The sequence below is a fragment of the Polaromonas sp. P3_B4 genome (assembly GCF_056402835.1).
The window spans coordinates 40,005-60,524 of sequence record NZ_JBFUGQ010000005.1; the positions used below are offsets into that span (position 1 = coordinate 40,005).

Genomic DNA, 20,520 nt, shown 5'->3' on the forward strand with positions numbered 1-20,520 from the left:
AGCTTTTGCCTGTTTTTTTGATCACGACGCTCAGCCATGAACCCCATCGACACCGAAACCATTGAACTGCTTCCAGCCACCGCTGTACCGCGGCAGCTGTTTGTGCTGCTGCACGACGCGGGCGGCACGGCCGCCGACATGCTGGAGCTGGGCAACCTGCTGGGCGGCGCGTTTCCCGAGGCGGCGGTGCTGATCCCGGAAGGCCTTTCGGGCCCGCATGCCGATGCGGCAGGCGCTACCGCGGCGGGCAAAGACGACGCCGCTGCGCTGGCGGCGCGCGTGGAGGTTCTGGCGGCCTTTGTGCGTGCGCAGCAGCAGCGCTTTGAGATCCTGCAGTCGGACACCGCGCTGGCCGGCTTTGGCGCCGGTGCGAGCCTGGCGCTGGCCCTGAGTGATGCGCACGACGGCCTGGCCGGCCGCCTGCTGGCTTTCGGCGGCGGCTACCAGATCTGGCCGGCGAAAGCACCCGCGCTGACCACCCTGCACCTGCTGCACGGGCAAAACGACGATGTGGTGCCGCTGGCACGCACGCGTGGCGACTTCGACCACCTGATGGAACTGGGCGCCGACGCCACCCTGGACGTGGCCGCCAGGCTGGGCCACGAACTGCACCCCGCGCTGATGGACCAGGCCGTGACGCGCCTGCAGACCTGTGTGCCGCTGCGGCACTGGAAAGCAGTTTAGCGAATCACCCCTGTCCAAGCTCACAGCGTGTAGCTTGTTCCCCCCTCGAGGGGGCGGCGCCTGCGGCCCGGCAAAGCCGGTTCCGCGGCCCCTGCTGGCTTGGTAGTGGGTGCGACGGCTCAGGCGGAATTTGTCAAGAAAATAGTGTTGAGAGCCAAGCGGAACGAGCGCAAGCAGCTCCTAAATCAATAGCAACTGGGTGCGCACCGGATACGGAACCTTCGACAGGCTCGGGATGATCGGATATGAAGCGTGTAACCGCGGCGAGCTCTTAAGCCAGCATGAGCCGCGGAACCGGCTTTGCCGGGCCGCAGGCGGGCGGCCCCCGAGGGGCTGGAGCCCGCGGCTCCAAGCCTGCCTGCGCAGGCTTGGACGGGCGACAGAGGCGAAGCGTCTCGCGAGCCGCGGCCTGTAAGGCCTCGGGAGCTACACGAAGTGAGCGACCGTGGGGGTCTTATCTAGCAAGCCCGTAAGGGCTTGCCCGCCAACTGCGGCTTGAGCAACTCCAGTTTGGCCATGAGCGGCGCATCGACGGCCGGGAGTCTGAGCAGCTGGCCGCGTATTTCAGGCTGCTCCTGCACCACCTTGGCGGTGCGTACGCCGCGCGTGGCGACCTTGGCCAGTTCACGCTCGGCATCGGCCTGGGAGCTGAAGTGGCCGAGCGAGAGGCCCGGTCCCAGCGAGGAGTTGACGAGGGGCTCAAACGACACGCCCATGCCGCGCAGCTCGCTGCGCTTTTTGGCCAGCGCGTCCTCGTTGGTGTATTTGCCCATGTAGACGATCCAGCGGCCCGGCTCCGAGCTGTTCTCGAGCGACCAGCTGCCGATGGGCAGGCCGGCCTCCAGTCCGAAGCGCAGGGCGATGGTCTGCTCGGGGGTGAAAAGGCCGGCCTGCAGGCATTCAGGGGCGGGCGGCGGCGCTGCAGCGGTGGTGCTTTCCAGCTGGCCGGCATCGGTGGCGCTCAGAAGGCGCATCGCCTTGGGCCGGATCTGCTGCGCCAGGCGCTGGGGTTCGGCCTGCACGACGGGTGCAAAACCGTAGTCGGCCAACAGGCCTTGCGTCCAGGCGAAGTAGCCTGCGTTGGCCAGGACCAGCGCCAGCACCAGCAGCCTCAGCATGGGCGCGCATCCTTGGGAGGTTGCGCCGCCACAGGCCGTACGCTGACTTCGGAGCTGGTGATTTGTTTCATGCCAGCCGCAGTATGCACCAGCAGCGCGCCGTTTTCGCCCACGCCGTGGGCTGTGCCTTCCAGGCCGTTCTGGCCGTCGGACAGCTGCACGGCCCGGCCTGCCAGAACGTCGCGTGCCGCAAAACGCGCCTGGAAAGGCGCAAAGCCAAAGCGCTCAAATGCCTGCATCGCCTGCACCAGCGGCGGCACGATGCGCAGCAAGGTGGCGGGTGCGTCCAGCGCCGGCAGCAGCGTCTGCAAGCCGCCCGGCGGAATGCCGGGCATGGCGGGTGCGTTAGCCGCAACGGGGACTTCCACCGCGCGGATGTTGATGCCGATGCCGACCACCACGTAACGGATGCCTTCCCAGCTGGCGGTTTCCACCAGGATGCCGGCCAGCTTGCGGTCGCCTTCGGGGGTGGACAGCCAGAGGTCGTTGGGCCATTTCAGGCCGATGCGGGGTTTGGCGGCTTGGCCGGAGGCGCTGCCGGCGAGCGGCTCGAGACTTTCGGCCACGCTGATGCCGGCCACCAGGGAGAGGCCGGACCAGTCGACGGGCGCAAGCGGCAGGCCCAGCGAAAACGTGAGGCTGTCGCCGCGGCGGCTTTGCCACTGGCGGCCCAGCCGGCCGCGCCCGGCGGTTTGCTGTTCGGCCACCAGCAGCAGGGGCTCGGGCCGGGGGGCGATGCCGGGGCTGCCGCCGTTACCGGAGGGGCTGCCGCGAAAACGCCGCATCAGCTCGGTGTTGCTCGAATCAATCTCGGGCAGGACTTCCACCGTGAACCCCGGCAAGGACGGCGCCAGGGCCTCCCAGAGAGCTTCGGCGGGCCAGCGGATGGGGGATGTAAGGGGAGTGCTCATGAGAAGGTTGCAGCCGATTGCGCCGGCGGCATGGCCTGTGAAGCGGGTTGAGCGCCTGCTCAGTCCTTCTTCTTCTTTTTGGGTTTCTTGCCGGCCTTTTTATCGCCTGCCTTTTTGTCAGCCTTGGCTTCAGCCTTTTTGTCGGCTTTTTTGGCGGACTTCTTTTTGTCCTTGTTCTTATTCTTGTTCTTTTTCTTGCCTTCGTCGTCCTTGGGCGCCAGCAGGGTGCCTCGGCAGTTTTTGGCGCCGCACCAGCAGGGGTATTCGGCCAGCAGCTTCTTGGTGTAAGGCGCGTCGATGATCAGGCCGTAGTCATAGAACAGCTCTTCGCCGGCCTTGATGTTGCGTAGCGCCTTGATGAAGACGCGGCCGCCTTCTTCGTCGGCTTCGCAGTTGGGCTTGCAGCTGTGGTTGATCCAGCGTGAGGAATTGCCGCCGTGCTTGGCGTCGATCACATGCTCTTCGTCGATGTGGAAGTAGAACGTGTGGTTGGGGTCTTTGGGGTCGTGCGGGTGACGGCGCAGCGCCTCTTTCCAGTTGATGATTTCGCCGACGTATTCGATCAGCGTTTCACCTTCGGCCAGGTCCTGCACGGCGAACACACCCTTGCCGTGGACGCCGGAACGCCGCGTCTGGATGCGGCGTCCGTCGGCAGCCGGAGCCGCGGGTTTGGAAGGAGATGCGGGGACCGCGGAAGCCTGGGTTTTTGACACGACGTATTTTTTTGGTATGGTTAATTCATGCATGTGCGCGTGCGTGCGCATGCGTGCGCACCCGCGCGCGTACATGCGCGAGAGCCGCTATTGTAGTGATGCGCCCAAGGAGTCCCCGTGTTCAACCGCAGAAACCTGATGCAGACCGCCGCTGCCCTTGCCTTGCCGACCGCGGCGGGGCTGGGCCTGCCGGCGTGGGCCAAAGGCGGGGAAAGCCCCTTGCCGAAGGCCGGCAGCACCCTGCCTTTGCCGGCCGTCACGCTGCTGGACGGCAGCGCCTGGAAGCCTGCCGAGGTGGGTGGAAAGACGCTTGTGGTGTACTGGTGGGCCAGCTGGTGCCCTTTTTGTGCGGTGCAGTCGCCCCATATAGAAGCTTTGTGGCGGGCCCAGAAGGCCAGCGGGCTGGAGGTGCTGGCCCTGTCGATTGACAAGCAGCCGGCGGCCGCAGCTGCCTATATGAAGACCAAGGGCTACAGCTTTCCCGCCGGGATGCTGACCCCCGAGGTTGCCAAATTCCTGCCCAAGCCGGTGGGCCTGCCCGTGGTGGTGGTGCTCAAGGTGGCGGCGAACGGACGTGAAGGCAAAGTCGTATTTGCCGAAAGCGGGGAAATGTTCCCCGAAGATGTAGAAGGTTTGAAGAAGTACTTATGAAAACTCTGGTGATTGCAGAAAAACCCTCGGTCGCACAAGACATTGTGCGGGCGATCACGCCTACGGCCGGCAAGTTCGAAAAGCACGACGAGTACTTTGAAAGCGACGAGTGGCTGGTCACCTCGGCCGTGGGCCACCTGGTCGAGATCCAGGCGCCGGAAGAGTTTGACGTCAAGCGCGGCAAGTGGAGCTTTGCCAACCTGCCCGTCATTCCGCCCTACTTTGACCTCAAGCCCATGGACAAGACGAAGACGCGGCTCAACGCGATCGTCAAGCTGACCAAACGCAAGGATGTGAACGCCCTCGTCAATGCCTGTGACGCGGGCCGCGAAGGCGAGCTGATCTTCCGGCTGATCCAGCAATACGCCAACAGCAAGCACCCGGTGAAGCGGCTGTGGCTGCAGTCCATGACACCGGCAGCCATCCGCGACGGCTTTGAGAGCCTGCGCACTGAAAAGCAGATGCAGGGCCTGGCCGATGCGGCGCGCTCACGTTCGGAAGCCGACTGGATGGTCGGCATCAACGGCACGCGCGCCATGACGGCCTTCAACTCGCGTGACGGAGGTTTCTTTTTGACCACCGTGGGCCGCGTGCAGACGCCGACGCTGTCGGTGGTGGTGGAGCGCGAGGAAAAAATCCGCAAGTTCGTGAGCCGCGACTACTGGGAAATCCACGCGACTTTTCTGGCCGAGGCCGGCGAATACCCCGCCAAGTGGTTTGACCCGAAGTGGAAAAAAGCCGCGGCCAATGCCGACAACACGGAGCCCGACGCCGAACTGAAAGCTGACCGGGTCTGGTCCGAGCGCGAAGCCATGGCGATTGCAGAAGCCGTGCGCGGCAAGTCCGCCACGGTGACGGAAGAAAGCAAGCCCACCACGCAGGCCGCCGGCCTGCTGTTTGATTTGACCTCCTTGCAGCGCGAGGCCAACGGCAAGTTCGGCTTTTCAGCCAAGACGACGCTGTCGATTGCGCAAAGCCTTTATGAACGCCACAAGGCCCTGACCTATCCGCGTACCGACTCGCGCGCGCTGCCGGAAGACTATTTGCCGGTGGTCAAAAAGACCTTTGAAATGCTGGAAAGCAGCGGCATGAAGCACTTGGCGCCGCATGCGGCCACGGCCATCAAGGGCAATTACATCAAGCCCAGCAAGCGCATTTTCGACAATGCCAAGGTGAGCGACCACTTCGCCATTATCCCAACACTGCAGGCGCCCAGTGGCCTGAGCGAAGCCGAGCAAAAGCTGTATGACCTGGTGGTGCGCCGCTTCATGGCGGTGTTTTTCCCGAGCGCCGAATACCTGGTCACCACGCGTATTTCCCAGTCGGTCGGCCACAGCTTCAAGACCGAGGGCAAGGTACTGGTCAAGCCGGGCTGGCTGGCGATTTACGGCAAGGAAGCCGCCGATGAAGTGGCCGACGCCAAGGACGGCGACAAGGGCCAGAGCCTGGTGCCGGTCAAGCCGGGTGAAATGGTGCGCGCCGAAGTGGTCGAAGCCAAGGGCCTGAAGACCCGCCCGCCCGCCCGCTATTCAGAAGCCACCCTGCTGGGCGCGATGGAAGGCGCCGGCAAGACGATTGACGACGACGAGTTGCGCGAAGCCATGCAGGAAAAAGGCCTGGGCACGCCGGCGACGCGCGCCGCCACGATTGAAGGGCTGATTGCCGAAAAATACATGCTGCGCGAAGGCCGCGAGCTGATCCCCACGGCCAAGGCCTTCCAGCTCATGACGCTGCTGCGCGGACTGGACGTGCAGGAGCTTTCAAAGGCCGAGCTCACCGGCGAGTGGGAGTTCAAGCTGGCGCAGATGGAGCACGGCAAGTTGAGCCGCGAAACCTTCATGGCCGAGATCGCCACCATGACCGAGCGCATGGTGGCCAAGGCCAAGGGCTACGACAAGGACACGATTCCCGGCGACTACGCCACGCTCTCGGCGCCCTGCCCCAACTGCGGCGGTGTCATGAAGGAAAACTACCGGCGCTACACCTGCACCGGCAAGAACGGCGACGACGGCTGTGGTTTCAGCTTCGGCAAAACGCCGGCGGGCCGCACCTTTGAAGTGGCAGAGGTTGAACAGTTCCTGCGCGACAAGAAGATCGGCCCGCTGGACGGCTTCCGTTCCAAGGCCGGATGGCCTTTCACCGCCGAGATGGTGATCAAGTTCGACGAGGAAACCAAGAACTACAAGCTGGAGTTTGATTTCGGCGACGACAAGAATGCCGAGACCGGCGAGATCGTCGACTTTGGCGACCAGCAGTCGCTGGGCCCCTGCCCGCGCTGCGCCGCGCGGGTGTTCGAACTCGGTAAAAACTACGTTTGCGAAAAGTCGGTGCCCACGCTGGCCCAGCCCACGCCCAGCTGCACCTTCAAGACCGGCCAGGTGATCCTGCAGCAGCCGATTGAGCGCGAGCAGATGCACAAGCTGCTGGAAACCGGCAAGACCGATCTGCTCGACAAGTTCGTTTCGATGCGCACGCGCCGCCCCTTCAAGGCCATGCTGGCCTGGGACAAGGAGGCCGACAAGGTGAACTTCGAGTTTGCCCCGTCCAAGTTTCCGCCGCGCAAACCGGCGGCCGCCAAGACCGGGACGGTGAAGACGCCTTTCGGAAAAACCGTCGCCGCGAAAACGGCAAAAGCACCGGCGGCCAAAAAAGTCGCCGCCAAGAAAACGCCCGCCGCCAAAACCGCCAAGCCCAAGACGCCCCGCGTCGCCAAGCCGGGTGCAGGCCTCAAGCCCAGCGACGCACTGGCTGCGGTGATTGGCGCCGAACCGGTGGCACGCACCCAGGTCATCAAAAAGCTCTGGGACTACATCAAGGCCGAAGGCCTGCAGGACGCGGCCAACAAGCGCGCCATCAACGCCGACGCGAAGCTGCTGCCCGTGTTCGGCAAGCCGCAGGTGACGATGTTTGAGCTGGCCGGGATTGTCGGCAAGCACCTGAGCGCGGAATAAGCAGGCAGGTGCGGGCGTAACCGCTATTGTTTTAATAGCTGCCAGCGCTCGTCCTGATTGCCTTGCAGGCCATTTTTATACTCAAATGAGGCGGATGCAGCCCTCTCCGGGGCTGTTTCAGCTGCGCAGGTCGGGTTGCTCAGTGCAACTGCAGCGCGGGCCAGCCGCGCTCAGTCCCAATCGCTGCCAGCGTCGCATCGGCATTCACAGTCACCGGGTGTTTCACGGCTTCCAGCAGCGGCAGGTCGTTGATGGAATCGCTGTAGGCGGTGGTTTTGCAATCCTTGAAGCGCAGGCCGCGTGCGGTGAGCCAGGCATGCAGGCGCTCGACCTTGCCTTCGCGCATGTTCAGCACGCCGGTGGTGCTGCCGGTGAAACGGCTGCCCTGCATCTCGGGCTCGGTGGCAATCAGGTGCTCGATGTCGAAGTAGATGGCCGTGAGCTCGGTGATGAAGCGGTTGGTGGCCGTCGTCATGACCACCAGGTCGCCGGCTTCCAGGTGCTTGTCGACCAGCGCGATCGCGGCTGGCGTGATGCGCGGCACGACCCATTTGGCCAAAAACTCCTGCCGCATGGGCTCCCACTCCTGGGCGGTGCGACCTGCCAGGGTGCCCACATAAAAATCGGCAAACTCCTTCAGGCCCACGGTGCCCGCCTTGTAGCGCGCTGCCATGTCGGCGTTGCGTGCGGTGAATTCCGTCCTGCCCAGGTAACCCTTCTCGATCAGGAAATCGCACCACAGCACATCGCTGTCACCGTTGAGCACGGTGTGGTCCAGGTCGAAGAGGGTGAGCTTCATGCTCAGGATTGACGGAGATGCCAAGCCTTTGGCCGGGTGAATGTCTGGATGCCGTAGGTGGACAAGGTCAGGCCGACACCGGAATCACCGTAGCCGCTCCAGGGGAGGCGCGGGCTGACGCGGTCGCAGCAGTTCCAGTAAACACTGCCGGCGTTGACCTGGGACAGCAGCGTCCTGGCGCGCTTTTCGTCGGGCGTGAAGACGCCGGCGGTCAGGCCGTAGCGTGTGTCGTTCATGAGTTTGACGGCCTCTGCGTCGCCCGATACCTTCTGGATGCCGATAACCGGCCCAAAGCTTTCCTCGCGCATCAGCTCCATGCTGTGGTTGACGTTGCTGAACACCGTGGGTTCATACCAGGTGCCAGGTCCAGCGCCGCGCTTGCCACCTGCCAGCAGGGTCGCCCCTTTGGCTTTGGCATCGGCGACCTGGGCATCCAGAACCTCCAGCTGCGGCGCGCGGGTGATGGCGCCGATGTAGGTGTCTTCGCTCATCGGGTCGCCGGTCTTGAAAGTCTTCACGGTGTCCACAAAGGCGGTAACGAACGCGTCGTAAATTTTTTCATGCACGTAGATGCGCTCAACCGAGCAGCAGCTCTGGCCGGTGTTGTACATCGCGCCATCGGCCAGTGATTCGGCGGCGTTCTTCACGTTGGCGTCTTCGGTCACGTAAGTAGGGTCCTTGCCGCCCAGCTCCAGCTGCAGCTTGACCATGCGCGGGCCGATGGCTTTTGCGATCTTTGCACCGGTGGCGTAGGAGCCGGTGAAAAAGAGGCCGTCCACCGGCTGCTCCATCAACGCCGCACCGACTGCGCCGCCACCGATCAGCAGCACAAACACGTCTTGCGGAACACCGGCCGCATGCAGCAGGCGCGCGATGGCCTGGCCCGTCATGGCCGCATATTCGGAAGGCTTGTAAAGCACGGCATTGCCTGTCAGGAGCGCGGGAATGAACACATTGCCGCCGACAAACCAGGGGTAGTTCCAGGCCGAAATATTGGCGACCACGCCCAGCGGTGTGTGCTCGATCTGCTCGGTCATGCCGCCATCGGAAAACACGGTCTGCGTGGCCGTGGAGGCATCAAGCTCTGCCAGGAAAAAATCAATACGGCCAAGCAGGCCGTTGAGTTCATTGCGTGACATCTTGATCGGCTTGCCGGTTTCTCGCGTCATGACGGCCGCCAGGGTGTCGAGCTCTGCAACGATGCCGGCACGAAAGCGCGTGATGCAGGCCTTGCGCTCGGCCACAGGCACGGTGGCCCACGTAGCCTGCGCGGTGCGCGCCTGCTTTGCCTTGGCAGCAACGGAAGCCGCGTCGTCCGCAGGCAGTTCGGTGATCATCTCACCTGTGGCGGGGTTATGAATGGCGAGTTTGGTCATGTTTATTGGCTTTGCTTTTGGCCGTCGCTACGGCGGTGAGGAAATCATCGAGTACGGCGGCGTCGTCAATCGTGTCGGAGCCGGGTTTATGGAATTCGGGATGCCACTGGGTGGCGGCGATGTAGCTCTTGGTTTTGTCTTTGCGGCGTATCGCCTCCACGATGCCGTCGTCCACGCTGAAAGCCTCGGCTTCAAACTCGGGCGACAAGTCCTTGATGCCCTGGTGGTGGATGCTGTTGACGCGCACGCGCTCCACGCCGGGGTACATGGCGGAAAGCCTGGAGCCCTGCACGATGTTCACGCTGTGAAAGTTCTGGTCGTAAGTGACGGCGTCGCGGTGAACGAAGGAGTCAGGCACCTGCGTATTGATGTCCTGGTAGAGCGTGCCGCCGAATGCAACATTAAGCAATTGCAGGCCGCGGCAAACGCCAAACACCGGTTTGCCGGCTCTTTCAAACGCGGCTACCAGTGCCTTGTCGTATTCGTCACGCACACGGTCGCCCGACCATTTTTCTTCCAGCGGCTCCTCGCCGTAACTGCCCGGCCAGACATCGGCGCCGCCGTGCAGCACCAGGCCGTCCAGCCACTGCGCGTAATGTTCATAGGTCACGTCGCCGCGCTGCGTGCTGCCCGTCGGGCAAGGCACCATGACGACCATGGCGCCGGAAGACATCACCCAGTGGGCAATCGACTGTTCGACATACTGCAGCGTCTTGCCGGTGAAGAAAGAGCGGGTTGGGTCGGCATGCGAGAAACACGCTGACAACCCAATCTTGAGACGACTAGCGGCGATCATGCGAGTACCCTTCTCAAAAGTGATCGTTCTGTTCTGCCCAAGCCGGGGCCGCGGAACCGGCTTTGCCGGGCCGCAGGCGCAGCGGCCCCCGAGGGGCTGGAGTCCGCGGCTCCGAGCCTGCCTGCGCAGGCTTGGACGGGCGACAGAGGCGAAGCGTCCCGCGAGCCGCGGCCTGCAAGGCCTCGCGCATTACACGAAGTCGAAGACGCAGTGAAAAGCGTGGGGGCCACATTCATAAGGCGGCCTCGAACAATCGCTGGAAGTCCTCAGCCTTGCAGGGCCGTGGATTCGTCTGGTGGCAGATGTCGGCGGTGGCGATCTCGACCAGGCGCGGCAGGTGTTCACGCTTGACACCGTGGGCCGACAGCGGGCCGGTGATGCCGACGCTCTCCTTGAGCTGCTTGAGCCAGGCTACAAAAGCTTTGCCACCGCCGGCCACGCCACATACGTGGGCCAGCTCGTCAAATTTGGCGGGCGCCGATTCGTAGTTCCATGCCAGCACCGTGTCGATCATCAGCGCATTGGCCAGGCCGTGGTGCAAGTCGCAGACAGCGCCCAGCGCGTGGGCACATGAATGCACGGCGCCCAGGTCTTTCTGGAAGGCGATGGCGCCCATCATGGAGGCCATCATCATGTCGCTGCGAGCCTGCAGGTTGGAAGGTTCCTTCACGGCCTTGAGCAGCGCATGCGCCGCGATGCGCGTGCCTTCGAGTGCAATGCCGTCGCACAGCGGGTGATAGGCCGGCGAGAGGTAACTTTCGATGTTATGGGTGAGGGCGTCCATGCCGGTGGCGGCCGTGACGGCGGGCGGCAGGCCCAACGTGAGTTCGGGATCGGCAAACACCACTTTCGCCAGAATTTTTGGGCTGAACACCACGCGCTTCAGGTGCGTGTCGTTTTCGCTGACCACACTGGAACGGCCGACTTCGGAGCCGGTGCCCGAGGTGGTGGGCAGGGCCACGAAGTAAGGCAACTCATTGACGATGGGCCGTACCTGCGGATGGTCCCAGACATATTCAAGGATGTCGCCTTCATGGGTGGCGGCGATACCGACCACCTTGGCGACGTCAAGTGCTGCGCCGCCGCCAAATCCAATCACGCAGTCGGCCTTGTGCGCCTTGTAGGCTGCGGCACCGTCCATGACCTGGCTGCAGGTCGGGTTGCCAAACACGCCCGAGAACACCGCCACGTCCAGGCCGGCCATGTGGGTCCTGAATTCGGCCAGAACGGGCAAGGCGCCCAGCGCTTTGTCGGTCACGATGAGCGGGCGTTTACAGCCCGCTTCTTTCAGGGTGTCGGCGACGAGCTTGCGCGCGCCTGCGCCGAACTTGATGGTGGTGGGGAAGGAAAAACCGGTGATGCTCATAGTGGTGCGACCTGGAAGTACATGTGTTGTTTGCCGTAAGAGACATTGTTGACCCGAATCGCGTCGGGCTCTATGCCGAAGGATTTAAACCCGCATTTCTCGTAGAGTGCCGTCGCCTCGCGGTTGCCGGCGGTGACCGTCAGCACCACGAGCTCCACGCCGCCGGCGCGTGCCTCCTCCAGCACCTTGCCGACCAGCGCCCGGCCTATGCCATGCCCCTGGTATTCGGGCGCGACGTACATCGCAACCAGCGTGGCCTTGTGACGGTTCTTCAGCCGCGTCTCCCGGTTCAGCCCTGCCACGCCGGCCATCGCGCCGTCCAAAAAGGCGGCCCACATGACGGTGTCGCCGGCGGGTGAAAGGCGCTTTTCGGTGTCGGCCAGCACGCGCAGGTTTTCTTCCTCAAAGCTGGAGGTGAACGCGTCCGCGTGCTCGCGCAGGCCGCGCAGGCGGAATTCGCGGTAAGCGGCGGCGTCGGGCACGGTCAGCCTGCGGATCAGGAGGTCAGATGATTTCAAAATAGCGTTTCATTTCCCAGTCGGTGACGGCGTCCAGCCATTGGCGCCATTCCCACTCGCGCGTTGCCGCGAAGTGATCCACGAAAGTATCGCCCAGCCAGTCGCGCGCGATGTCCGATTTCTGGAAAATACGTGTGGTTTCGATCAGGGTGCGCGGTGCGCGGGCAATGTGTTCGGCTCCCTGGTTGGTGCCGGTGATCGGCGCGCCCAGCTTGAGGCCTTTTTCGACGCCGTCCAGTCCCGCAGCGATGACGGCAGCCATCGCCAGGTAAGGGTTCACGTCGGCGCCAGGGCAACGGGTTTCCAGCCGGGTGGCTTTGGCGCTGCCCGCGATCACGCGGAAACTTGCAGTGCGGTTGTCCATGCCCCAGGTCGGCTTCACAGGCGCCCAGAAGCCGTCGACCAGGCGCTTGTAGCTGTTGATGGTGGGCCAGATCATGGGGCCGAACTCCATCATGCAGGCGACCTGGCCGGCGACGTAGCTCTCGAACAGCTTGCTCATCTTGCGCGGGTGCTTTGCGTCGAAGAACAGATTGGTCTTGCCGTCCGACAAACTCTGGTGGATGTGGCCGCTGCAGCCCGGCAGCTGCTGGTGGGGCTTGGCCATGAAGCTGGGCATGATGCCAAAACGCGAGCCGATCTCTTTGGCGCCGGTCTTGAACAGGATGGCGCGGTCGGCCTGCTCCAGTGCCTCGCTGAAGCCAATGGCTACTTCATACACGCCCGGCCCGGTTTCGGTGTGCAGGCCTTCGATCGGGATGCCGAAGGCCAGCATCTCGTCCATGATGGCGTTGAAGAAATCCTGGTTCTCGTTCATGCGCAGCAGCGAATAGCCGAACATGCCGGGCGTGAGTTTTTCGGCCCCCACGCCGTTTTTCGCGGCCCAGCTGTGCGGCGTTTCCAGGAAGTTGAACCATTCGAACTCCATGCCCGTCATGGGCATGAAGCCCATTTTTTCGGCGCGCTTGAGCACGCGCTTGAGCGTCTGGCGTGGGCAGACGGCGTGTGGCGTGCCGTCGGCATTCACGAATTCACCCAGCACAAAGGGCACGTTGTTGTCCCAGGGAACATGGCGTGTGGTGGCCAGGTCCAGCCGTGCCAGCGCATCCGGAAAGCCGTGCTGCCACCCTGTCACCGAGGTATTGTCGTAGCAGTTGTCCATCATGTCCCAGCCCAGCACCACGTCGCAAAACCCAAAGCCCCCGGCGGGGTAGGGTTCGGCCGCACCGAAGAATTTGTCTTTGTGCAGGTACTTGCCGCGCAGCACGCCGTCGATGTCGCTGACGGCAACCTTCATCTTGTTGGCGCCCGACTTGCGCAGCATCTCCAGGGCTGGATGGGGTGCGGAGGATTTGGTGGCTTTTTTGGGCATGGTCGTGGGCACCTTGTGGTTTTAGGGGTGGGCGCTTGCCCGGCCTTTTTCGGCCAGGCCAATCGCAAATTCTTCTTCCGGCGAGAGGATGAGCCGGTGCCGGCCCATTACTGCGAAGTAGCTGATGCCGATGGCAAACCACAGCGCCACCCACAGCACGCCCACGCGGTAGATCGGGTCGCTGAGCTGGAAGTAAATCGTGACCAGCGCGATGACCAAAGTCAGCACCGCACCCGCAACGCCCAGCGGGCTGCGGTAGGGGCGCTCCATATTCGGCAGCTTGCTGCGCAGCCGAATGAACGACAGCGCCTGCATCACATAGGAGAACATGGCGCCGAACACCGCCATGTTGAGCAAGGTGCCGCCGATGACGGCCGAGCCTTTGTCAACGCCCAGCGAAAACCACAGCACAAACATGACCACCAGCGCCACCACCGAGCCGACGATCATGGCGATGTGCGGAGTCTTGCGGCTGCCGTGCGTGACGGACAGTGCCGAAGGAAAGTACCCGGCGCGGCTTAGCGAATAGATCTGCCGGCCCTTGGCAAAGATGATGGTGTGAAAACTCGCCACCAGGCCCAGCACGGCCACCAGCGCCAGTATCTTGGCGATGCCGTTGCCGTAAATTGCCTTGAAGCCGTCGAGCAGCGGCTCACCCGAGGTGCTCAGCGCGTGCGAGCCTATGCCTGCGACCGAGGGGTTGAGCCAGAGGATCATGAAGGCCGAGAGGATGAGCGTGAAGATGCCGGCAATGATGCCGCGTGGCATGTCACGGCGCGGGTCCACCGACTCTTCAGCCGCCAGCGGTAGCTGCTCGATTGCCAGGAACAGCCACACCGCAAATGGCAGCGACGCCAGCACGCCGGCGAAGCCCAGCGGCAGGAAGGGGCCGCGGCCCTCGGGCAGCACGGCGCCGCCGGCGCCGACATTCATGGCCCAGCGTGCGAAGTCGATCTTGGGAAAGGCGCTGATCCAGAACGCCACCAGGCAGGCAAGCGCCAGCAGCGTGACGGCCAGTGTGATCTTGAACGACAGCTCGACGCCGATGATGTTCAGCCCGATGAAGACGATGTAAAAACCTATCCACCACAAAGGCTGCCAGGCCGGTGGTGTGCCGAAAATGCTGCCCATGTAACTGCCGATGAAGAACACGATGACGGCCGGCGTCAGCACGTATTCCACGTTTTCGGCCAGCCCCGTCAGGAAGCCGCCCCAGGGCCCCATGGCGGTGCGTGCAAAAGAGTACGCGCCACCAGTGTGGGGCAATGCGGGTGACATCTCGGCCAGCGAAAAGGTCAGGCCAAGATACATCACGGAGATGATGATGGTGGCCAGCAACATGCTGCCCCAGCCGTTGGCCAGCCCGAGGTTCCAGCCGGCAAAGTGGCCGGAGATCACGGCGCCAACGCCGAGTGCCCAGAGCGACCAGACGCCGGCATAGCGGCGCAGCCCCCTCTTTTCAAAATAGCTGCCGTCGACTTTCGCGTATTGCACGCTGGAACGTTCTGACATGGTGGCTCCCTATAGGTTGCAAGGTTGAGGGCCCGGTGGGGCTGTCTTGCATCGTAGGGCGAGCGTAGGTGCGCTGAAATCCCATTTCGGCAAGTAACGCAGCGAGATTGAGCTTAAAGAGATGGCGAGTAAGTCGAAGTGTTTCAAAGCGTTGCTTGCACACGGCACGAATCCTGCAAGAATGCGGCCATGGTCCACACGCCTGACACTCTCCAGCCAGCCCTGCTGTCCCACGCGTCGTTCGCCGACGCAGACGAGCAGGCGGCGGCACTTACGGGCTGGAACCAGAGCTACCTCCAGCTGTCTCGCGGCGCCTTTGGCGGCGAGGTGCGCCAGCTGGAATTCGCGGGCCTTCGCCTCTTTGTGGAAAGCCTGCGGGAGTCGGTGTACCAGACCGGACGGATACGCGATGGTGCCCTGGCCTTGGGGCTGCCGCTCCAGGTCGAAGGCCCCAGCGTTTTTTGCGGCGCGCCCAGCGACGCAGGTGCATTGCATGTGTTTTCGGGGGCGTCGGGTTTTGAGTTCCGCTCTTCCCGGCGTCATGTGATGCTGGGGCTGGAGCTTGACGAAGCGGCCTGGCGCCGCTGCGGCGAGCATGACCCGGCGCTGCAGGCCCGGCTCGGTGCGCAGGCAGGGTTGCGCCGGCTGGATGGCGCGGCGCAGGCGGGGCTCAGGCAGTGCCTCACCGGTGTGCTGGATACGGTGGAGGCGGCCCCTGCGCTGCTGCAGTCGCCCGCCGTGCAGGCTGCGATGCTCGACAGCGTGGTGGAGCAGCTCGGCCGCGTTCTTGCGCCCGCGGGTAGCGCGGACGCTGTCGGCACTCATGGGCATTGGACGCTGACGCGACGTGCCCGCGAACTGGTGCACGCGCAGCTCGATCAGCCGCCCACGGTGCTGGCGCTGTGCGAGCAGCTCGGCGTGAGCCGGCGGACCTTGCAAAACGGCTTCCAGACAGCGCTGGGCATCAGCCCATTGGCTTATCTGCGCGCCGTGCGCTTGAACGCGGCCAGGCAGGCATTGAAGACCGCTACGTCCGTGACGGCGGCTGCAACGCACCTGGGGTTTTGGCATTTTGGTCATTTCGCGCACGACTACCAGCAAATGTTTGGCGAACTTCCTTCTGAGGCGTTTCGCCGAAGTCACTAGGCCCCCACGGTCGCTCACTTCGTGTAGCTCCCTGCCCCCCGAGGGGGCCGCCCGCCTGTGGCCCGGCAAAGCCGGTTCCACGGCTCATGCTTGTAAAGAGACGTTCTCAGGGCCTACGCTCCGTGCGCGTGGGTTGCCGGTGCGGCGGATGTGATGCCCATGTCCTGCAAGGCGCCCGCCACAGCCAGCACGGCCTGTTCGATCTCATTCGGGCCGATCGCACCGATGCAGCCCACCCGGAAAGTTTCCACCTGCGTGAGCTTGCCGGGATATAGGACAAAACCGCGATCTCGTGCAGCGGCATAGAACTTCTTGAACTCGTAGCGGGTGTCGGCTGGCGCGTGGAAGGTCACGATGATGGGTGCCTGGATGGCCGGGTCCAGGAAGGGCTTGAAACCGAGTTTCGCCATGCCCGCAATCAGCGTGCGGTAGTTGCTTTCGTAGCGCGCCAGGCGCGCGGGCTGGCCGCCTTCTTCCTCGAATTGCGCAATCGCCTCGGCCAGCGCCACCACCACATGGGTGGGCGGCGTGAAGCGCCACTGCGTGGTTTTTTCCATGTAGGCGTACTGGTCGTGCAGGTCCATGGCCAGCGACTGGCTGCGGCCGGTACAGCCGTCCAGTACGGCCTTGCGGATGAAGACAAAACCCATGCCGGGCACACCTTCAAGGCATTTTCCGCTGGCCGCCACCAGTGCGTCGAAATGCACCTTGCGCGCATCGATTTCTATCGCGGCGAAGGAGCTCATGGCGTCCACCAACAGGCCCTTGCCATGGGTTTTGCAGACGTCGGCCACTTCCTTCAGCGGGTTGAGCACGCCCGCGCCTGTCTCGCAGTGGATCAGCATGACGTGGGTGATGCTGGTGTCGGCTTCCAGCATGGCGTCCAGTGCGGCGGGAGAGACCTGTGCCGCTTCGTCGAAGGGCATGATGGTGCAGCGCCGTCCCATCAGCGTGGTGAGCCTTGCCGCGCGTTTGCAGTAGGCGCCGTTGTCCATCACCAGCACGTGACCGTCCCGCGGCACCACGGTGGCCACTGCCGCTTCCACGCTGAAAGTACCGCTTCCCTGAAGCGGAACGACGACATGCGAATCCTGCCCGTGGATGACGGCCAGCAGGCTTTTGCGCACACTCGCCGTGACGGCGTTGAAATCGCTGTCCCAGGAGCCCCAGTCTTTCAGCATCGCGAGCTTGGTGCGCAGGGTGGTGGTCAGCGGCCCGGGGGTGAGGAGGATTTTGTCTCTGTCCATTTGTTATGCCTGTGGTCTTCGTTGCGGGCGATTCAATTCAGTCGGGCCGGGTATCCCTGCAGGAATATGGGCAAATCCATGCCTGGGGGGCGCGCCGGAACCTGGTAAATCATGTCGGCCACGTAGCCCCGGTGGTAGGTTTTGTGGTTGACGACATGCAGCAGCATGTCTCCCCGTGTCATGGCACTCGCGTCGCCATCGATGAACGTGAAATGCACGATTTCGTCGAGTGCCTCGACGCTCAGGGTGTCCGCGTATTCGATGTACCAGGTGTCGATTTGCCCCTGAGCTGCCCACAGCGCTTCCAGTGTGGGAGTAGCCTCTGTGTTGCGGGAGCTGAAGCCATGCGGCCGCCCCTGCAGGTGCGCCTGCCAGATGAGATCCACCACATAGGCGTGGTTCAGCGTACGAAGCATGTTGCCAAAGCCTGTCGCGCGCGGTGCCAGGAGTTCAGCTGCAGGAAGTTGCTTTAATGCGCCGAACAGGCGGTCGTTGGCCCACGCGTTGTAACGTGTGAGCATGCGGATGTTGCGCTGGGCTGTCATGAAGCTCCTAGCGCGAGCTGGTTCGCCATGCCTGCGTACGGCGGTTTACCCACCAGGCCAGCGCCATGAAAAGCAGGGTTGCAATCGTTGATGCCATACCGATCAGGACGGCCATGGCTGCGGCGGCGCCCATTTCGCCGGCTTCATCCAGGTTCAGGATGGCGATCGACGCAACTTTGGTTTCGGGCGAATAGAGAAACACCACGGCAGAGATGGTGGTCATGGCGTTGATGAAGAAGTAGCGCGCGATGTCGACCAGCGCCGGCGTGCAGATGGGCAGGGTGACGCGCCAGAAGGTCTTGAAGAAGGGTACCTTGAGCGAGGCGCTCACGGCTTCAAATTCGCCATCAAGGCTCTTGAGTGCGGTTACGGCCGTCAGGTGGCCGGTGGTGTAGAAGTGCACGATGGTGCACAGCGTAAGCAGGGTCAGCGTGTGGTACAGGCCGTTCAGCGGATTGCCGGGCGCATTGAAAAAGAAGATGTAGCCCAGTCCCAGCACCAGGCCGGGCACGGCCATGGGCAACATGGCCAGCATGCGCACAAAGCCGCGCAGGCCGTCCATGCCTTTGGTTTTTTCGAGCAGGTAGGCGCTGCAAAACACCAGAGCGGTGCCGAAGAAGGCCGTGCCCGCCGCCATCTTCAGGCTGTTGAGAAAACCGACGCCGACTTCCGCGTCGATCAGGCCCATGGTGTAGTGGCGCAGGCTGGGCGTGAGGTTGTAGGGCCAGAAGCTGGCGAAGGATGCGAACACCGCCATGCCCAGCATGGCCAGCACCAGGAAGGCGATGGCGCAGCAATACAGCGTCATGACCCGGTCGTAGCCGCGCGAAGGCGTGGGCCGGTAGGGCACGGCACGCGCCGTCAGCATCGCGGTCTGGCGCTTGCTGACGTAGCTGTCTACCGCGAATGTCAGGACGGCGGGCGCCAGCAGCAAGATAGCGACCACTGCGCCCTTGGCGAAATCCTGCTGGCCGATCACCAGCTTGAAGACGTCGGTGGCCAGCACATTGAAGTTGCCGCCTATCACCTTGGGAATGCCGAAGTCCGTCATGACCAGCGTGAAGGTGACGAGCGCCGCGGAAATAAGGCCGTACTTGGCACCGGGCAGCGTGATGGTGAAGAACTTGCGCCTGGCGCTGGTGCCCATGGCATTAGCCGCCTCGTACAGCCGAGCGTCGGACAGGCTGAGCGCGGTGACCAGAATCATCAGCGCATGCGGAAACACCGCAAAACATTCGGCCACCACAATGCCGGGCGCACCATAAATCTGGTCGATGCCGATACCCTGCATCCAGCCTTTGAGCACCCCCTGGTTGCCAAACCAGTAAATCAGCGAAATGGCCGACAGGAGGGAGGGGGCCAGCAGGGGAACCAGCGTGATGCCGCGAAACAGCGCCTTGTATTGCATGCACGAACGGGTCAGCGCATAGGCAAAACCAAACGCCAGGGGTACCGCAATCAGGGTGACGGCGCCTGAAATCCAGAGGCTGTTCCACAGGCTTTCGAGCAGTGCCGGCGTTTTGGCGTACTCGATGAAATTGTCAAGCCAGATGAAATCCCCGGCCTTGTCCTGCACGGCCTGCTGCAGGATGGCCAGCAACGGGGCTGCCAGAAACGCTATCAAAATAATAGCTGCCAGCGCAAGGGCAGCATAGGCCAGGTGGTCAATCCAGTGCACACGCTGCCGCACCAGGGGCAAAGCAGGAGGTGTATAGACGGGCATCAGAACACCTTGATGCGCTCTGGCAGCAATTTGAGGGGAAGGGTCGAGCCGACCTGCAAGGATTGCTCCGACAGGAAATTGAGCGAGAGGTAAACCGTGAGCTTGTGGGTGCCCAGTGCAGGAGAGGCCACGTGAACGTGGCAGAAGGAGCCGAGGAATTCGATCTTTTCGATGGTGGCGTCGAACACATGGGCGTCATCCGCTGCAATGGGCCGGGCCAGCACATCTTCAGGGCGCAGGTAAACCTTGACCTCGCGGTCGGCTCCGTCGCAAGGCAGGCACATGGTGCCGAACCTCATCTGGCTGCCGCTGACATTCGCCGGCATGACATTGACCTTGCCGACAAAATCCGCCACGAACGGCGAAGCCGGCTCGCGGTAAATTTCCATCGGTGTTCCCACCTGTTCGATCAGGCCGTGGTTCATCACCACAATGCGATCGGCGACGCTTAAAGCTTCTTCCTGGTCGTGCGTCACCATGATGGTGGTCACGCCCAGTTTTTGCTGCAACGCGCGGATTTCCTGGCGCAGGCGCACGCGCTCCAGCGCATCGAGCGCCGACAGGGGTTCGTCCAGCAGCAGCAAGCCTGGCGAGGTGGCCAGCGCGCGTGCCAGCGCAATGCGCTGCTGCTGACCGCCTGAGAGCTGGCTGGGATATTTCGCCTCGCTGCCCGGCAGGCCCACCAGCTTGACCAGCTCGCTCACGCGTTGGGCCGCTTCAGCCTTGGGTGTCTTGCGGTTGACCAGCCCATACGCCACGTTGTCGGCCACACTGAGGTTGGGAAACAGCGCATAACTCTGGAAAACGATGCCGTAGTCGCGCAGCGCCGGCGGCAGCCGCGAGATGTCGCGCCCGCCCTGATGCACTTCACCCGAGGTCTGCACTTCCAGCCCGGCAATGATGCGCAACAACGTCGTCTTGCCGCAACCCGAAGGCCCCAGAAAGCAAACGAACTCGCCCTTGCGGATGTCCAGGTTGATGTCTTGCAGCGCGGTGAAGGCGCCGAATTCCTTGCGGATATGGCGCAGGTTCAGAAAGGTGTCGTTGTTCATTCGTGGGTCATACGTGTATTACCTGAACGGTCGCGCCAGC

At 63.2% G+C, this 20,520-nt stretch carries 18 protein-coding genes; 4 read left to right on the top strand and 14 right to left on the bottom strand.

Going from position 1 to position 20,520, the window contains the following annotated elements; translation table 11 throughout:
• Positions 1-36: 36 nt before the first annotated feature.
• Entirely contained in the window at positions 37-684 is a 648-nt protein-coding gene (ypfH, locus tag AC1DVV_RS22315) for an esterase (protein ID WP_457282039.1), read from the top strand.
• Between the two features lie 458 nt (positions 685-1,142).
• Here ypfH and AC1DVV_RS22320 read toward each other — a convergent pair whose 3' ends face one another.
• The 3 genes from AC1DVV_RS22320 to AC1DVV_RS22330 are packed head-to-tail and all read right to left on the bottom strand — an operon-like array spanning position 1,143 to position 3,459.
• On the bottom strand, positions 1,143-1,802 hold the full coding sequence (locus AC1DVV_RS22320) for an SPOR domain-containing protein (RefSeq protein WP_457282040.1): 660 nt from the start codon (positions 1,800-1,802) through the stop codon (positions 1,143-1,145).
• The gene (locus AC1DVV_RS22325) at positions 1,796-2,713 is read right to left on the bottom strand and encodes a biotin--[acetyl-CoA-carboxylase] ligase (RefSeq protein WP_457282041.1); all 918 of its coding nucleotides are present in this window, start codon (positions 2,711-2,713) and stop codon (positions 1,796-1,798) included. Before AC1DVV_RS22325 ends, AC1DVV_RS22320 begins: the two co-directional genes overlap by 7 nt.
• A 59-nt stretch (positions 2,714-2,772) precedes the next feature.
• Positions 2,773-3,459, bottom strand: a complete 687-nt coding sequence (locus AC1DVV_RS22330; RefSeq protein WP_477667712.1) for an SET domain-containing protein — start codon at positions 3,457-3,459, stop codon at positions 2,773-2,775.
• An 84-nt stretch (positions 3,460-3,543) separates the two neighbouring features.
• On the opposite strand from AC1DVV_RS22330, the gene AC1DVV_RS22335 reads away from it, so the two are divergent.
• Together AC1DVV_RS22335 and AC1DVV_RS22340 are read left to right on the top strand one after the other, a co-directional pair.
• Positions 3,544-4,077, top strand: coding sequence for a TlpA family protein disulfide reductase (locus AC1DVV_RS22335; protein WP_457282043.1), 534 nt, complete (start codon positions 3,544-3,546; stop codon positions 4,075-4,077).
• Positions 4,074-7,028, top strand: a complete 2,955-nt coding sequence (locus AC1DVV_RS22340) for a DNA topoisomerase III (protein ID WP_477689787.1) — start codon at positions 4,074-4,076, stop codon at positions 7,026-7,028. The genes AC1DVV_RS22335 and AC1DVV_RS22340 overlap by 4 nt, the downstream gene beginning before the upstream one ends.
• Positions 7,029-7,167: 139 nt before the next feature.
• Here AC1DVV_RS22340 and AC1DVV_RS22345 read toward each other — a convergent pair whose 3' ends face one another.
• From AC1DVV_RS22345 to AC1DVV_RS22375, 7 genes are all read right to left on the bottom strand, one after another.
• Entirely contained in the window at positions 7,168-7,827 is a 660-nt protein-coding gene (locus tag AC1DVV_RS22345; RefSeq protein WP_457282045.1) for an HAD family hydrolase, read from the bottom strand.
• Between the two features lie 2 nt (positions 7,828-7,829).
• A complete protein-coding gene (locus AC1DVV_RS22350) occupies positions 7,830-9,203 on the bottom strand; it encodes an aldehyde dehydrogenase family protein (protein WP_477667714.1) in 1,374 nt (457 codons plus the stop codon).
• Positions 9,181-9,999, bottom strand: coding sequence for a gamma-glutamyl-gamma-aminobutyrate hydrolase family protein (locus AC1DVV_RS22355; protein ID WP_457282047.1), 819 nt, complete (start codon positions 9,997-9,999; stop codon positions 9,181-9,183). The genes AC1DVV_RS22350 and AC1DVV_RS22355 overlap by 23 nt, the downstream gene beginning before the upstream one ends.
• A gap of 232 nt (positions 10,000-10,231) precedes the next feature.
• A complete protein-coding gene (locus AC1DVV_RS22360) occupies positions 10,232-11,365 on the bottom strand; it encodes an iron-containing alcohol dehydrogenase (RefSeq protein ID WP_477689788.1) in 1,134 nt (377 codons plus the stop codon).
• Positions 11,362-11,883 carry an N-acetyltransferase family protein gene (locus tag AC1DVV_RS22365; protein ID WP_477689789.1) on the bottom strand — a complete coding sequence of 174 codons (522 nt, stop codon included), beginning with the start codon at positions 11,881-11,883 and terminating at the stop codon, positions 11,362-11,364. The genes AC1DVV_RS22360 and AC1DVV_RS22365 overlap by 4 nt, the downstream gene beginning before the upstream one ends.
• Positions 11,870-13,267, bottom strand: coding sequence for a glutamine synthetase family protein (locus tag AC1DVV_RS22370; protein WP_477667717.1), 1,398 nt, complete (start codon positions 13,265-13,267; stop codon positions 11,870-11,872). Before AC1DVV_RS22370 ends, AC1DVV_RS22365 begins: the two co-directional genes overlap by 14 nt.
• 9 nt (positions 13,268-13,276) lie before the next feature.
• Positions 13,277-14,767, bottom strand: coding sequence for an amino acid permease (locus tag AC1DVV_RS22375; protein ID WP_457282051.1), 1,491 nt, complete (start codon positions 14,765-14,767; stop codon positions 13,277-13,279).
• Between the two features lie 189 nt (positions 14,768-14,956).
• On the opposite strand from AC1DVV_RS22375, the gene AC1DVV_RS22380 reads away from it, so the two are divergent.
• Positions 14,957-15,913, top strand: coding sequence for a helix-turn-helix domain-containing protein (locus tag AC1DVV_RS22380; RefSeq protein WP_457282052.1), 957 nt, complete (start codon positions 14,957-14,959; stop codon positions 15,911-15,913).
• A 113-nt stretch (positions 15,914-16,026) separates the two neighbouring features.
• Here the strand turns inward: AC1DVV_RS22380 and AC1DVV_RS22385 are convergent, their stop codons facing one another.
• From AC1DVV_RS22385 to AC1DVV_RS22400, 4 genes are read right to left on the bottom strand one after another with little or no spacing between them, the layout of a single operon-like run.
• Positions 16,027-17,160: a 2-aminoethylphosphonate--pyruvate transaminase gene (locus AC1DVV_RS22385; protein WP_477702339.1), complete on the bottom strand. Its 1,134-nt coding sequence runs from the start codon at positions 17,158-17,160 to the stop codon at positions 16,027-16,029.
• A 32-nt stretch (positions 17,161-17,192) separates the two neighbouring features.
• Positions 17,193-17,705, bottom strand: coding sequence for a DinB family protein (locus tag AC1DVV_RS22390; RefSeq protein WP_457282054.1), 513 nt, complete (start codon positions 17,703-17,705; stop codon positions 17,193-17,195).
• A gap of 7 nt (positions 17,706-17,712) precedes the next feature.
• On the bottom strand, positions 17,713-19,428 hold the full coding sequence (locus AC1DVV_RS22395; protein WP_457282055.1) for a putative 2-aminoethylphosphonate ABC transporter permease subunit: 1,716 nt from the start codon (positions 19,426-19,428) through the stop codon (positions 17,713-17,715).
• Complete coding sequence (locus AC1DVV_RS22400) at positions 19,428-20,480, bottom strand: putative 2-aminoethylphosphonate ABC transporter ATP-binding protein (protein ID WP_457282056.1); 1,053 nt, start codon at positions 20,478-20,480, stop codon at positions 19,428-19,430. The genes AC1DVV_RS22395 and AC1DVV_RS22400 overlap by 1 nt, the downstream gene beginning before the upstream one ends.
• Positions 20,481-20,520: the final 40 nt, after the last annotated feature.

Excerpts from the sequence above, each read along its gene's own strand:
- AC1DVV_RS22345 (WP_457282045.1), bottom strand. The coding sequence starts at position 7,827 with ATGAAGCTCACCCTCTTCGACCTGGACCACACCGTGCTCAACGGTGAC.
- AC1DVV_RS22385 (WP_477702339.1), bottom strand. The coding sequence starts at position 17,160 with ATGGACAGAGACAAAATCCTCCTCACCCCCGGGCCGCTGACCACCACC.
- ypfH (WP_457282039.1), top strand. The coding sequence starts at position 37 with ATGAACCCCATCGACACCGAAACCATTGAACTGCTTCCAGCCACCGCT.
- AC1DVV_RS22380 (WP_457282052.1), top strand. The coding sequence starts at position 14,957 with ATGGTCCACACGCCTGACACTCTCCAGCCAGCCCTGCTGTCCCACGCG.
- AC1DVV_RS22395 (WP_457282055.1), bottom strand. The coding sequence starts at position 19,428 with ATGCCCGTCTATACACCTCCTGCTTTGCCCCTGGTGCGGCAGCGTGTG.
- AC1DVV_RS22375 (WP_457282051.1), bottom strand. The coding sequence starts at position 14,767 with ATGTCAGAACGTTCCAGCGTGCAATACGCGAAAGTCGACGGCAGCTAT.
- AC1DVV_RS22325 (WP_457282041.1), bottom strand. The coding sequence starts at position 2,713 with ATGAGCACTCCCCTTACATCCCCCATCCGCTGGCCCGCCGAAGCTCTC.
- AC1DVV_RS22360 (WP_477689788.1), bottom strand. The coding sequence starts at position 11,365 with ATGAGCATCACCGGTTTTTCCTTCCCCACCACCATCAAGTTCGGCGCA.
- AC1DVV_RS22355 (WP_457282047.1), bottom strand. The coding sequence starts at position 9,999 with ATGATCGCCGCTAGTCGTCTCAAGATTGGGTTGTCAGCGTGTTTCTCG.
- AC1DVV_RS22330 (WP_477667712.1), bottom strand. The coding sequence starts at position 3,459 with ATGCATGAATTAACCATACCAAAAAAATACGTCGTGTCAAAAACCCAG.
- AC1DVV_RS22400 (WP_457282056.1), bottom strand. The coding sequence starts at position 20,480 with ATGAACAACGACACCTTTCTGAACCTGCGCCATATCCGCAAGGAATTC.
- AC1DVV_RS22390 (WP_457282054.1), bottom strand. The coding sequence starts at position 17,705 with ATGACAGCCCAGCGCAACATCCGCATGCTCACACGTTACAACGCGTGG.
- AC1DVV_RS22320 (WP_457282040.1), bottom strand. The coding sequence starts at position 1,802 with ATGCTGAGGCTGCTGGTGCTGGCGCTGGTCCTGGCCAACGCAGGCTAC.
- AC1DVV_RS22340 (WP_477689787.1), top strand. The coding sequence starts at position 4,074 with ATGAAAACTCTGGTGATTGCAGAAAAACCCTCGGTCGCACAAGACATT.
- AC1DVV_RS22350 (WP_477667714.1), bottom strand. The coding sequence starts at position 9,203 with ATGACCAAACTCGCCATTCATAACCCCGCCACAGGTGAGATGATCACC.